This window comes from Lichenibacterium minor, from assembly GCF_004137685.1.
Taxonomy (GTDB): domain Bacteria; phylum Pseudomonadota; class Alphaproteobacteria; order Rhizobiales; family Beijerinckiaceae; genus Lichenihabitans; species Lichenihabitans minor.
This window is the reverse complement of sequence record NZ_QYBB01000029.1, coordinates 21,104-34,552: the sequence shown is the minus strand read 5'-3', so window position 1 is coordinate 34,552 and position 13,449 is coordinate 21,104. Positions and strand designations below refer to the sequence as shown.

At 72.9% G+C, this 13,449-nt stretch carries 9 protein-coding genes and 1 tRNA gene; 7 read left to right on the top strand and 3 right to left on the bottom strand.

The genetic code is table 11. The annotated features are described in order from the left end of the window. The first annotated feature begins 159 nt into the window (after positions 1-159). On the top strand, positions 160-3,042 hold the full coding sequence (locus D3273_RS19910) for a response regulator (protein WP_129228641.1): 2,883 nt from the start codon (positions 160-162) through the stop codon (positions 3,040-3,042). A gap of 57 nt (positions 3,043-3,099) precedes the next feature. Here D3273_RS19910 and D3273_RS19905 read toward each other — a convergent pair whose 3' ends face one another. Further along, positions 3,100-4,140, bottom strand: a complete 1,041-nt coding sequence (locus D3273_RS19905; RefSeq protein ID WP_129228640.1) for a helix-turn-helix domain-containing protein — start codon at positions 4,138-4,140, stop codon at positions 3,100-3,102. A 780-nt stretch (positions 4,141-4,920) separates the two neighbouring features. Here D3273_RS19905 and D3273_RS28375 point away from each other — a divergent pair. Further along, complete coding sequence (locus D3273_RS28375; protein ID WP_165359582.1) at positions 4,921-5,058, top strand: hypothetical protein; 138 nt, start codon at positions 4,921-4,923, stop codon at positions 5,056-5,058. Between the two features lie 115 nt (positions 5,059-5,173). Continuing rightward, on the top strand, positions 5,174-6,406 hold the full coding sequence (gene pepT / locus D3273_RS19900) for a peptidase T (protein WP_129228639.1): 1,233 nt from the start codon (positions 5,174-5,176) through the stop codon (positions 6,404-6,406). A 98-nt stretch (positions 6,407-6,504) separates the two neighbouring features. Here the strand turns inward: pepT and D3273_RS19895 are convergent, their stop codons facing one another. Beyond that, entirely contained in the window at positions 6,505-7,896 is a 1,392-nt protein-coding gene (locus D3273_RS19895) for a class I SAM-dependent methyltransferase (protein WP_129228638.1), read from the bottom strand. Between the two features lie 183 nt (positions 7,897-8,079). After that, complete coding sequence (locus D3273_RS29330) at positions 8,080-11,109, bottom strand: ATP-binding protein (protein WP_245501296.1); 3,030 nt, start codon at positions 11,107-11,109, stop codon at positions 8,080-8,082. Positions 11,110-11,424: 315 nt separating this feature from the next. Here D3273_RS29330 and D3273_RS19885 point away from each other — a divergent pair, with 315 nt between their 5' ends. From D3273_RS19885 to D3273_RS19870, 4 genes are all read left to right on the top strand, one after another. Next, on the top strand, positions 11,425-11,847 hold the full coding sequence (locus tag D3273_RS19885; RefSeq protein ID WP_129228637.1) for a phasin: 423 nt from the start codon (positions 11,425-11,427) through the stop codon (positions 11,845-11,847). Between the two features lie 196 nt (positions 11,848-12,043). Further along, positions 12,044-12,682, top strand: coding sequence for a phasin family protein (locus D3273_RS19880; protein ID WP_129228636.1), 639 nt, complete (start codon positions 12,044-12,046; stop codon positions 12,680-12,682). A gap of 117 nt (positions 12,683-12,799) precedes the next feature. After that, positions 12,800-12,876 (top strand) — tRNA-His (locus D3273_RS19875). Between the two features lie 316 nt (positions 12,877-13,192). Beyond that, a complete protein-coding gene (locus D3273_RS19870) occupies positions 13,193-13,426 on the top strand; it encodes a hypothetical protein (RefSeq protein WP_129228635.1) in 234 nt (77 codons plus the stop codon). Positions 13,427-13,449 lie beyond the last annotated feature (23 nt).

Below are 13,449 nucleotides of genomic sequence, written 5' to 3'. Positions count from 1 at the left end.
CAGGCCGCCGGCTCCCCGATCGCAAAGCGGCGCTGAACGGATCGGGCCCTGCGGCATTGACGACCGCCGGAGCGCGACGGGCCGGCACGCCCTGTCCCGCGGCGGCCTCGGCCGCTACGGCAGGGATCGGGATCTGAAGTCGGCCGGAGCGGCGCTGTGTTGGACGAAGCGAGATCGGCCGTCTTCCTGTCGGGCGGGGGCGCCACCGGGGCCCTCATGCGGGGGCGGGACTGGGGCGCGACGCCCTGGGGGCCGGCCGGCGGCTGGCCGCAATCCTTGAAGACGATCGTCGGCGTCATGCTGGCCGCCAAGCAGCCGATGTTCCTGTGCTGGGGTCCCGCGCGGCTCATGCTGTTCAACGACGCCTACGTGCCGGTGCTCGGCGCCAAGGACGTCGCGGACGCGCTGGGGCGCCCCTTCCTCGACATCTGGCCGGACCTGCGCCCGGTCCTGCAGCCGCTGGTCGACCAGGTGTATGCCGGCGAGCCCGTCCACATGGACGACATCGAGCTCACCCTCGACCGCGGCCACGGCCCGGAAGAAACGCATTTCGCCTTCTCCTACACGCCGATCAGGGTCGAGGACGGCTCCGTCAACGGCCTGTTCTGCCCCTGCACGGAAACCACCGGGCAGGTGGCGGCCGACCGGCGCCAGCGCTTCCGCTTCGCCCTCGAGGACCGGCTGCGGGACGTGTCCGATCCCGCCGTCATCGTGCGCGAAAGCGTGTCGGCGCTGGGGCACCACCTCGGCGCCCACCGCGTCGGCTACGGGCAGGTCCTGGCCGACGACGAGACCATCGCGCTCGAAACCAGCTACGCCGACGGGCTGCCGCCGGTGACGGGCCATTATCGCCTCGACGATTTCGGACCCTCCATCGTGGCGCCGCAGCGGCGCGGCGAAACCGTGGTGCGCACCGACGTCCTCGCCGACACCTCCTACGACCCGGCGACCTGGCGCGCCGTGGAAGCGCGCGCGCTGATCTCGGTGCCGCTGATCCGCGAGGGCCGCATGGCGGCGGGCCTCTTCGTCAACGGGCGCGAGCCCCGACGCTGGACCGCCGACGAGGTGGCCCTCGTCGAGGAGGTGGCGGCGCGGGTGTGGCAGGCGGTGGACCGCGCCCAGTCGCAGGCGGCGCTGCGCGACAGCGAGGCCCACCTGGCCGGCATCTTCCGCCAGACCGGGGCGGGCTTCGCCGAAACGGACGTCGACGGCCACTTCGTGTCGGTCAACGACCATTTCTGCGACCTGGTGGGGCGCGACCGCGCGGCGCTGCTGTCGCTCGGCATGGCCGACGTCACCCATCCCGACGACCGGGTCGCGCTGCCGGTGGAGCGCATGGCCGAGACCGGCGAGGCCGTGGCGTTCGAGAAGCGCTACGTGAAGCCGGACGGGACGGAAGTCTGGGTGGCCGACACGGTCAGCCTCATCGCCTCGGGCGCGTCGGCGCCGACGCTGCTGGCGGTGGCGATCGACATCACCGAGCGCAAGCGCGCCGAGCGCGACCTCGCGGCGGCGCGCGACGCCGCCGAGGAGGCCAACCTCGCGAAGTCGACCTTCATCGCCAACATGAGCCACGAGCTGCGCACGCCGCTGTCCGCCATCATCGGCTATTCGGAGATGCTGCAGGAGGAGTTCGCCGACGCGGGCGGCGATGAAGCCCTGGCGGAGGACATCCGCAAGATCGAGAACAACGCCCGCCACCTCCTCGGCCTGATCAACGACGTGCTCGACCTGAGCAAGATCGAGAGCGGCCGCATGGAGCTCTACGCCGAAACCTTCGACGTGGCCGAGATGGCGCACGACCTGTCCTCCACCGTGCAGGCGCTGGTCGACCGCAAGAACAACCGGCTCGACGTCCATCTCGAGCCCGGCCTCGGCCTCATGCATTCGGACGTGACCAAGATCCGCCAGGTGCTGCTCAACCTCCTGTCCAACGCCGCCAAGTTCACCGAGAACGGCAGCGTGACGCTGTCGGCGTCGCGCATCACCGGCGGGCACGGCGACGGGGACTGGCTGGTGTTCCGCGTGGCCGACACCGGCATCGGCATGACCGAGGAGCAGCTCGGCCGCCTGTTCCAGCGCTTCACCCAGGCCGACGCCTCGACCACGCGCAAGTTCGGCGGCACGGGGCTCGGCCTGTCGATCTCCAAGGCCTTCGGCACGATGCTGGGCGGGGACCTGTCGGTCGACAGCGCGCCCGGCGAAGGATCGACCTTCACGGTGTTCCTGCCCGCGGCCCTGCCCGAAGGGACGGCCGCGTCGGAGGGCTCGAGCGCCCCCGTCCCCGGGCCGCACCCGGCCGCGGACGTGCACCGCGACGTCGTGCTGGTGATCGACGACGATCCCGCGCAGCGCGAGCTGATGACCCGCTTCCTCGGCCGCGAGGGCTTCGGGGCGCTCACGGCGTCGGACGGCTATGCGGGGCTGCAGCTCGCCCGCGCGCTGCGCCCGCGCGCCATCCTGCTCGACGTCACCATGCCGGGCCTCGACGGATGGTCGGTGCTGTCCGCCCTCAAGGCCGACCCCGTGCTGGCCGAGATCCCGGTCGTGATGGTGACCTTCGTCGAGGAGCGCGGCCTCGCGACCTCGCTCGGCGCCGCCGACTACGTGATGAAACCGGTGAAGTGGGAGCGGTTCCGCCAGGTGATGGACCGGTTCCGCGACTTCGAGGGCGATGTTTTGGTGGTCGACGACGACGCCGACTCGCGCCACCACGTCCGCACCGTGCTGGAGCGCGACGACTGGACCGTGATGGAGGCCGAGAACGGGCGCGCCGCCCTGGAATGCGTAGCCGCCGCCCTGCCCCGCGTCGTGCTGCTCGACCTCGAGATGCCGGTGCTCGACGGCTTCGGGTTCCTGGAAGCCTTCCGGGCCGTGCCGGGCTGCGCCGACATCCCCGTGGTGGTGCTGACCGCGCGCGACCTCACCCGGGACGACCGCCGGCGCCTCCAGGGCGCCAGCCAGATCCTCAACAAGGGCGAAACGAGCCTGCGGGCGCTCGCCTCGAAGCTCCGCGCCATCGCCGAAGTCGCGCCCGCCTGAGCGGGACGGCGCGGGCCCGCGGGATCGGCACCCCCAAGCCGTCACGCCCCCGAGCCGTCACGCCCCCGAGCCGATCTCCCCGTACCAGCCGCGCAGGTGGTGCAGGCGCAGGCCGGCGTTCCCGCCCTGCACCTCGCGGAGGCCGGCCCGGCACGCGCCCGGCGTCAGGCCGTAGGTGGCCTTGAACTGCCGGGAACAATGGCCGGGCGAGCTGAACCCGTGCGCAAAGGCGAGCCGCTCGATCGAGCGCAGCTCGCCGGGGCGCATCAGGGCGGACCGGAAGCGGGCGACCCTGCGCCGGGTGATCTCGCGCTCGACGCCGCCCACCGCTTCGAAGGCGCGGTAGAGCGCGCTGCGCGACAGGCCCACGCCGGCCGCGACCGCGGCGACGTCGAGCCCCGGCCGCGCGATATGGGCGTCGATGAAGAGCACGGCCCGGAGCCGATCCGATGCGCTCGCCACGGCGTCGTCCCGGCGCTCGCCGCCCGGCGAGACGCCGGCCAGGAGGTCGGCCATCATCCCGGCCGCCCCCGACAAGGCTTCGGCATCCAGGTCCCCCACGCGCCGGGCCAGCGACAGCACGGCGTCGCCCAAGCCCTGGAAGGTCGCCAAGCCCTGGAAGGCCGCACGCGGGATGCGACGCCCGTGCAGCCCGCGCGCGTCCGGCAATGCTGCCTCGACGAACGGCCGCGCCAGCACGACCGTCACGTAGTCGGCCGCGACCACGACAGTGCGCTGCGGCTGCGCGGCGTCCATCAGCACGGCGTCGCCGGGCGCGAGCCATTGTTCCTCGCCCAGTGGGCCCGTCATCAGCAGCCCCGAGCGCAGCACCTGCAGGTAGAAGTGCTCGAAGCCGTCGCGGCGGATGTGGGCCGGCTCGCGGCGGTGCTCGGCGCCGACGATCTGCCGATCGAACAGCATCACGCCGGGCGCGTTGTGGGCCGCCACCGTCGCCTCGAAGATCTCGCCGCGCCGCGCCGTCGCGGCGCCCGACGCCCCGACGAGGTCGTGGTAGCGGCCGAAGCCGTCGGACGGGTCGTTGCGGAAGACCAGGGGGCCAGGGGCCGGGGCGGGGCGCGCGCCGGATTCGTCGCTCACCGGGGCGCGCCGGCGGTGGTGCCCGACCCACGCCGCACCGCGTGAGTTGCATGGAGGCGGCCCCGGAACGAAGCATCCGTCATCGACAGAGCCTCACAGGCCGGGGTGGGCGGCGGTGGATGCCCCAGAGTTCCCGACATATTCGCCCGAAGCCCGGCAGCCGTTCCTGCGGCAGTTTCCAAAGCCCGCCGGCTCATCGTCATGCTTCCACTCCCTTTCGACGTCAGGCACGGGTCCGCGCTCCTTTCCTGAACTTGGCATCACTGCCGCGACATCCGACGCCGCGAACGACTGCTGGTCGTACAAAGTGACGCTCAGGGACGCTGATGCAAGGGATGGAAACGCTCGGTCATGAATTCGGGACGCTGGCGCAAGTCGCCGCCGTGCGGCATGCGGTCCGTTCCGGATGAGACCGGCTCCGGTGCCGGGTGAGCGACGCTCAGTCGCCTCGCCCGCGACGCGAAAGGGATCTCATGTCCGATCGCGTCATCGCCTGCCGGGCCCGCCAGTCCCCCGACGCGGTCGCGGTCGCCATGCCCCATCGGGCGAACTGTTCTTCGCGGTGCTCGACGTCGCGGTGGGCCGCACCCGCGGCACGACGTGGCTCGTCGCTCCGCCGGCCCGGGTCGCGGCGTTCGTCGATGCCCTGCCGCACGGCGCCGAGCCCCTCCCGGACCTGCTGGAGATGCTCGGCGTCAACCCCGCGTCCCCGGGGCCGCGTCGCGCCGTGCTCTGCGGCAACCAGGGGCCCAACACCTCAGTGGCGACACCTATTCCTTCGTGGCGGACGGGACGGACGGGTTCCTGTTCACGACGGGCGGCAGCGGCACGGCCATCACGGATGCGATCAAGCTGACGGGCGCCGGCACGACAGGGGCGGTGAAGTCCGGGGACATCGCCCACGGCGCCCTGGCCTGACGCTTCCCGGCGCCGCGCGGCCGCGCGGCGCCGGCATATCCGCGACGGCACGACATGCGCTAGGCTGGCCGCCATCGACGGACCGGCCCCGCGCCGGCACACCCGGAGCCGATCCATGGCCGACCTCATCGCAGAACCGCTGCTCGAACGGTTCTTCCGCTACCTGTCGGTGACCAGCCAGAGCGACGCCGCCGTCGCCACCCTGCCGAGCACGCCCGGCCAGCTGCGCCTGGCCGAGATGCTCAAGGGCGAGCTCGACGGGGCGGGCGCCGCCGACGTCCACCTCGACGCCAACGGCATCCTCACGGCGCGCCTGCCCGGCACGGTGCCGGGCGCGCCGACGATCGGCTTCGTGGCGCATCTCGACACGGTCGACGTCGGCCTGTCGCCGGACATCCGCCCGCAGCGGCTGCGCTTCGAGGGCGAGGACTTGGCGCTCAACGCCGAACACGGCATCTGGCTGCGCGCCGCCGAGCACCCCGAAATCATGCCCTACCGCGGCGAGGAGATCGTCTTCGGCGACGGGACGGGCGTGCTCGGCGCCGACAACAAGGCCGCGGTGGCGATCCTGATGACGCTGGTCGACACGTTCGGGCGCACGGGGATGCCGCGCGGCGATGTCCTGCTGGCCTTCGTGCCCGACGAGGAGATCGGGCTGCGGGGCGCCAAGGCCCTCGACCTCGCCCGCTTTCCCGCCGCCTTCGCCTACACGATCGACGGCGGCGAGCGCGGCGAGGTCGCCTACGAGACGTTCAACGCCGCTTCCGCCCGGATCGAGATCACCGGGGTCACGGCCCACCCGGTGTCGGCCAAGGGCGTCCTGGTCAACCCCATCCTGCTCGCCACCGAGCTGATCGGCCTGTTCGATCCGCAGCAGACGCCCGAGCACACGGCCGGGCGCGACGGCTACTGGTGGTTCAACCGGATCGGCGGCGACCAGGCGCGGGCGACGCTGGACATGGCGATCCGGGACTTCGACGGGACGCGCTTCGCCGAACGCAAGCGCGCGGTCGCGGCGGCGGTGGAAACACTGCGGGCGCGGCACCCCCGCGCGGCCGTCTCGCTCGCCATCGAGGACACCTACGCCAACATCGACGGCGCGCTCGGGGACGACCGCAGGTCGGTCGAGCTGATCTTCCGCGCCCTCGCGGAGCGGGGCATCGCCCCGAAGGTGGTCGCCATGCGGGGCGGGACGGACGGTTCGGCGCTGTCGGCGCGCGGCCTTCCCACGCCGAACTACTTCACCGGCGGCCTCAACTTCCATTCCCGCTTCGAATGCCTGCCCGTCGGCGCCTTCGTGGACGCCTTCCGGGTGACGGAAGCGCTGTGCCGGCTGGCGGCCGAGTGATCCGGGACCCGGCCGGGCCGCGACCCGCTCGGGATGAGGATCCCTCCGGGCCGCCGTCGGCGTGATCCGCGACCCGGCTGGGGCGGAAGGGGAGCCGCTCAATCCGGCTTGGTGGCGACCCCGAACATGCGCGGCGGCATCATCATCACCCGCACCTCGCGCACCGCGAAACCGTCGAGCACGGCGTCGCGCAGCCCCTGCGGGCTCAGGCGCCAATAGTCCGGCGCGTCGTGCACCCGGTAGGTGAGGGTGGCGTCCGCGATGGCGTTGCCCTTCTGGCCCGTGATGGCGATGCCGGCCTGGCCGGCGCTCTTCGAGAAGCCGGGCGACACCACGATCAACGTGCCGCCCGGCTTGAGCACGCGCCCGATCTCGTCGAGCGTGCGCCAGAACCGCTTGTCGTGGGCGAGGCCGTTGATCCACAGCACGGTGCCGAAGCTGGCGTCGGGGAACAGCGCGCCGAGGTCGTTCGGGTCGGCCACATGGGCCGCGACCCCGTCCTGCGGCCGCCCCGCCCGCCCGCTCACGAAGGTTCGCTCGGCCCCGGCGAAGTCCGGGTGGTTCAGCACGGCGTGCTGGGGGCCTTCCCGGCCGATCTCGAGATAGGGGCCGACGGCCGCGTAGGTTTGCGCGAAGACGGCGCATTCGCGCGCGATGCGGTCGCGCGGGCCGGCCGGCAGCACGTCTCGCCCGGGCAGCTCGACGCCCTCGGCGAGGGGGCTCTGGGAGATGTCGCAGCCCGCGGACTGCAGCCCTTCCAGCACGTCGCCGAGGTTGGGCAGCAGGCTCGCCACCGAGCGCGTGTTCTGGCCGCTCTGGAAGATCTTCTCGTCGATCAGGGCGCGATGCTCGGCCACGTCCGCGTGGCTGAAGCTCAGGAAGTCGAACAGCCGGTTCAGGTGCGCCAGCCGCTCGTCGCGCGTGCCGGTGTACAGGTCCTCGTACCAGATCTCCAGGCGCGGCACGTCGAGGGAGGCCAGCGTGTCGTTGATGAACTTGGTGGCGTCCTCGCTGTGGCGGTAGTGGCCCACCACGCGGTCGACCGGCAGGGGCGCGAGCTTGCGATCGCCCTCGGCCACCTGGGTGAACACCTTGCGGGCGTAGTCCTTGAACCAGGTGCCCTGCGATTCGGCGATGAACTTGGACACGAGGCGCGACGGCTCGTCCCGCCGCCGCAGCACCACGTGGCGGTAGGGCGTGCCCGCCGCGGCCTGCATCAGGTGCATGTTGAAGGACATGCTGAGCAGCTCGTAGCAGTGCTTGACGAGGAAGCGCTGCGCGAACAGCCCGTCGAGCGACGCCCGCAGCACGTCGGCGTTGTGGGTGGTGTTCCAGGCTTCCGTGATGGGCCAGAACTGGCGCGGCTGCTTCTTGGCCCAGTTGAAGGGCTCGTGCTCGGCGCTGCGGTGCTCCGACATCGCCATCAGGAGCTCGGTCAGCGACGTGCCGCCCGTACGCTGCATGGTCCAGATCAGGAAGGGGGACGACATGGCGCGGCAGCCTTTCTCGGGAGCGCGGAAAACGCCTGCATCCTCAGCAGGACCGCGGGGGCCCGCCCGCGCCGTCCTGCCTTTCTTCCCTCGAAGGAGAAGCGGGCATTCGTGGGTCGACCCACCCGTTCTGCTTAGGCGAGCCCCCGCCCCCGCGCAACGCGGGCGCCCGGACCACCGCCTTCACGCGGGGCGCCGTGCTTCCGCTTCACCCGCCGACGCGAAGCACACCTCGACCAGCGTGCCCTCGCGCGGGCGGCTGCGGATCGTCATGCTGGCGCCGTTGGCGCCCACCAGCGCGCGGGTCAACGGCAGGCCGAGCCCGTTGCCGTGGGCGCGGGGCCGCGCCGGGAGGCCGCCGAAGGGCTCCAGCGCCGCCGCGATCTCCTCCTCGCTCATGCCGACGCCCGTGTCGCGCACCCGCAGCAGCACCGCCCCGGCTTCGCCCAGCGCCGTCGACACGATCACCTGGCCGCCGGGCTCGTTGAACTTCACGGCGTTGGACAGGATGTTCCTGACGATCTGCCGCGTCGAGCGCTCGTCGGCCAGCACCGCCGGGATGCGCCCGGCGAGCGAGGTCCGCATGATGACCCGCACGCGATGCGCCTCGGGCTGCATCTGCGCGACCGCCTCGGCGACGACGCGGTTCACGTCCACGGCCGCGACGTCGAGGTCGAGCTGGCCCGCCTCGATGCGGGACAGGTCGAGCAGGTCGTCGACCAGCGCCACGACCTGGGCGCCGGACGCGTGGATGTCCTTCAGGTAGTCCTTGTAGCGCGGGTTGCCGAGCGGCCCGAAGCGCTCGTCCATCATCACCTCGGCGAAGCCCAGGATGGCGCCGAGCGGCGTGCGGATCTCGTGGCTGACCTTGGCGAGGAGGTCGGGCAGGCGGCCGGCGGCGCGCGCGTGGTCGCGCTCCGTCCGGGCGCGGTCGGTTTCGGCGCGGAGCAGCGCCGACACGTCGCGCAGCGTCGCGTAGAAGCCGGAAGCGCCGAGGCGACCCAGGGTCAGCACCATCGGCGTCGCCCCGTTCTCACCCGTGCGCGCCAGGACGTCGCGCCGGAGCGGGGGCTGGCCGAGCCCGTCGCGCTGCTTCCGGACGTCCCCGAGCAGGGCCAGCGCGACGGGGCGGCTTTCGGGTTCGAGCAGGTCGGTGAAGCCGCGCGCGGGCGCCCCCTCGGCCTCGGCGCGGCCGAACCAGCCCTCGCCCCGGCGGTTCAACCGGCGCACCCGTCCCGCCGCGTCGAGCAGCGCCACGGCGTCGTCGACCCGGTCGAGCAGTTCGGTCGAGCGGTCCTCGCCCGCTTCGGCGGGCGCGGGGCGCGGGTCGGCGGCCTCGGGCGCGACGCCATCCTGGTCCGGTTCCGACAGGAGCCAGAGCGTGGCGGACGCCCCCGCCCAGGGCACCTCCACGCGGCGGGCCGCGCTGGTCAGGACGGTTCCCCGCGCGTCGCGGAGCTCGATCCGGTCGGCTTCGGCGGACGACACCACAAGCGCATCGCCGGCCCCGATCAGGTCCCGGGGGTCGTGGAAGCCGAGGCGGGCTGCCGCGGCGGGGTTGGCGAAGACCGGCCTGCCCGACACGGTCGCCAGGACGGCGATGGGCAGCCAATCGAGCAGCGGGGACGCGGGCTCCTCCGAGGGCGCCGTGCCCGCCGCGGCGGGCTGGGACGCGTCCGGCGCGTCCGGCGCGGGAGCGTCCGCCACCGGCTCTTCGGCGGATGGCGGCAGGTCCGCCGGCTCCGGGGCGGGCGCGGACGCGCCGATGCGGGCGCGGAGCGCTTCGCCCAGCGCCAGGAAGGCGAGCTGGTCGTCGAGCGGCTCGTCCTGCGGGCCCGCCGGCCGGTCGCCCGGAGCGGGCGGGAGCGCGGCGGGGGAGCCGCCGTCCGCCGTCCCGGCGGGAGCCGCGGGCGCCGGTTCGAAGGCCGCCGACGGCACCGGGGCGGCCCCGAACCGGCCCGAAGCCGAACCCTGGAAGGCCCGGAGCTGGACCACGTTGGCGGCCGGCCGCGCTTCGGCCGGCGGCTCGTCGTCCACGGCGGGCACGATCGCGGGGGCTTCGGGCGCAGCCGCAGGCGGCACCGGGGCGTCGACCGACGCCGGGGGAGCGAAGGCGTCGACCGACGCTGGAGGCGCGAAGGCGTCGACCGACGTCGGGGGAGCGAAGGCGTCGACCGACGCCGGGGGGGCGGGCGCGTCGACCTCGGGTCCGTCCCCGTCCTGCGCGCCGTCCGCCTCGCCGGCCCCCTCCTCCGCCGGGGCCGGCACGGGGCGCGCCGAAAGGGCGAGGCGGGCGAGGTCGACGATGCCGAAGCCGCGGAAGCCCGCGAAGGACCGCTCGGGCCCGAGCACCGGCGACGCGCTGAGCGCCACCGGAACGGTCGCGGCCCTGTCGGCGACCGGCAGCTCGAAGGCGATCCCCGCCCAGGTGGCCCGCGTCGCCAATGCGGCGCTCAGCCGGCGGCCCCCTTCGGGATCGAAGGCCGCGACCGCGTCGGGCAGCGGGACGCCGTCGAAGCGCAGGGGCGAGCCGAGGCGCGCGAAGGCCGCCGCGTCGATGGACACCACCGCGCCTTCGGCGTCGGTGCGCCACAGCAGCCGCAACGTGACGGCGCCGTCCACCGCCCGGCTGAGCCTGTCGCGCAGCACGGCGAGCTGGCCGCGGCGCGCCAGGACCACGCCGGTGTCGGCTGGCTCGTCCTCGGCCTCCCCGGCGTCGGGGGCGGCGATGTCGGCGTGGTCCGGACGTCCGTCCCGCGGTTCGGCGGCCGGCTGGACAGCCCAGGCGGTGCGGCGCCACGCGTCGGGATCGGCCGGCGTCCCGGCCTCGGCGTCCGGCACCGCGAGGGCGATCAGCGTTTCGCCGTCGGGGTCCGTCCAGGCGCGGATCAGCGCCGTGCGGGCCGGCGGGGCGGAGCCCCGCGCGACGCCGCCCCGCACGAGGCGCGCCGCCCGGCCCGGCACCAGCCCGCGGGTGAGGCCGTCGAGCCAGCCGCCGCGCCCGTCGGACCCGAACAGGACCTCGGCACAGGCTTCCGCGTCCGCGGCGCCCCATCCATCCGCCGCCGCCGCGTTGGCCCACAGCACCACCCGCGCGTCGGGCCGCAGGATGGCGAAGGGGGCCCCCCGCGCCTTGAGCCCCGCGAAGGCCGGGTCGGCGAAGGCCGTATCGAGGCTCGAACCCTCGCCGTCTCGGTCCCGGGAATGCTGCATCACCACCGTCCACGCGTCACTCGGCCGCCTCGGTGGGCTGGCGACGAATTCAACAGCCGCGCCTGCCACCTTCGCGAGGGGTTTGTCGTTTTAACATGAATTTAACCAAGGCCACGACCGTCCGAAGGCGCGACGCGCGCCGAAATTCGCACCGTGGCCGATGGAAAAACGACCATGTTGCGCTGCACAACAATGTTGCATCGCAACACGCCTTGACGTACGAGATCCCCGCGGTCGGCGCCTGGATCCCAAGCCTGTTCCGCGACGGCGCCCCGCCGCGCGGGTTCCGCCCCCACATCCGTCTGGAGACACACGATGCCCACGCCGTCCTACGAGATCCCGTCCGACATGCGCGACATGGCCGAGAAGAGCGTCGACCAGGCCAGCCGCGCCTTCGACGGCTTCATGACCGCCGCCCAGAAGGCCGCCGGCCAGGCCGACACGACCGCCGCCACCGTGCAGTCCAACGCCAAGAGCATGGGCACCAAGGCCATGGGCTTCGCCGAAACCAACGTGCGCAGCGCGTTCGACCTCGCCCGCAAGCTCGTCCGCGCCAAGGACCTGCAAGAGGTGCTCGCCCTCCAGTCGGACTACGCCAAGTCCCAGATGACGACCATCCAGGAGCAGGCGAAGGAGCTCGGCTCCATCATGCAGACCACCGCCCAGGGCATGGCCCAGACGGCCGGCCAGTCGATGAAGAGCGCCGCCGACGAGGTCATGAACAAGACCCAGGGCTGATCCGCCGCCGCGCCCGGGGGCGGACACCGTCTCCGATCCTTCGGGCGCGCCAGCGCTCGGCCGCCGGGCCAGCCCGTCCCGATCGAAGAGCGAGGCGGCCCGCATGTCCAAGAAGAAGACATTGCTGAAAAAGCTGAGAAAGCTCGGGAAGGCGCGGAGCGCGGATCCCGGCTCTTCGTCCGAAGGGAGATCTACCATGCCATCCGACACGGCGCAGGCCGAGGAGCACCGGGACCCGCGGGACGGCACGGCCGTCATCCCCCCGGTCACCGCCGCGATGCTGGACCACGCCGCCCATGAGGCCGCCGCGCTGGCCGACGGGGTCGCGCATCACACGATCGCGCTCGACCACGCAACGCCGGCCCCGGCGCCCGAAGTCGTCCCGTCCTCCCCCGAGGTCGCGGCGGATGTCGCGACCCGGGCGGTCGGGGCCGGGAGCGATGTCGCCGCGGACGCGGCGCGCGAGGCTGCCGAAGTCGCCGTCACCGTGGCGGGCGACCTGTCCGATGCGGCTGTCCGGTTCGCCCGGGACGCGGCGGCCCCCGTCCAGCGGGCGGCCGAGGCCGCGCCGGACGCGGCGCCCGTCCCGACCGACGCCCTGAGCCGCTACAACGCCAAGGTGTTCGAGATGGTGCGGGCCAACGCGGCCTCGACGACGGCGCATCTCGCCGCGCTGGTCCAGGCCAGGTCGGTCCCGGACGCCCTGTCGCTCAACGCCGAGCACATGCGCCGACAGGTCGAGGTCCTGGCGAGCCAGGGCCAGGAACTCGCCGCATTGGCCGGGCGCATCGCGCTCGACGCCCTTCGGCCCTTCAAGGGCCCGACCGAAGGCTGACGCCGGGCCCGGGCGGACAGCCATCGGCGCAGGCCACGACGTCGCGCGCTTCGCGACGTCGGGAGGCTTGATTTCCGCGCCGTTTGCTTCTATCCGTCTGCCCGTCGCGTGACATGTGCCGCCATAGCTCAGCTGGTTAGAGCGCTAGATTGTGGATCTAGAGGTCCCCCGTTCGAACCGGGGTGGTGGTACCATTCTTCTCATGCACTTAGCACCGAAATCGGCCTGGGTAGGCCTTCGCGTGTAAGCGCCATGTAAGCAGATGATCCAAATCCGTCGGCCCATGCTGCGTCATTTGGCGCAAGGCATCGCGGAGTCGGCTTCGCGGCTGCAGGCCTGATCATCGGCGGTGCTGCCCTTTGGTTCTCAGCATCACGGCGCTCATCTCGCGCCGATGATGCTCAGTCCACCGACTGAGTCGGCCCTCTCCCCGCGTCTGGCTTCGCTCGTCCGCGTTGACCGCAACCTGTCGGTCTGCCTCACCGTTGGCGACCACAAGGGGAGCGATTCATGGCCACCAGCGCTTTGGAAGTCGGACGGCGCGCGGACGCGCTGGTGCAGATCATGCGATCGGAAGAGCCGCTCGGTGAGGCCCGTCGAATCATGGACGGAGTCGCAGCGGAGGACTGGCCGGATGTGGCTCAGGCTTTCTCTGCGCGAGCTTGGGAGGACGACGGCGAGCCCGCGCCTGACCGCGGCGTCCGCATTCAGGACTGGCTGTTAGGTGCCAGGGATAGGCTCTGACGGACGCCTATAGCGCGAGACCC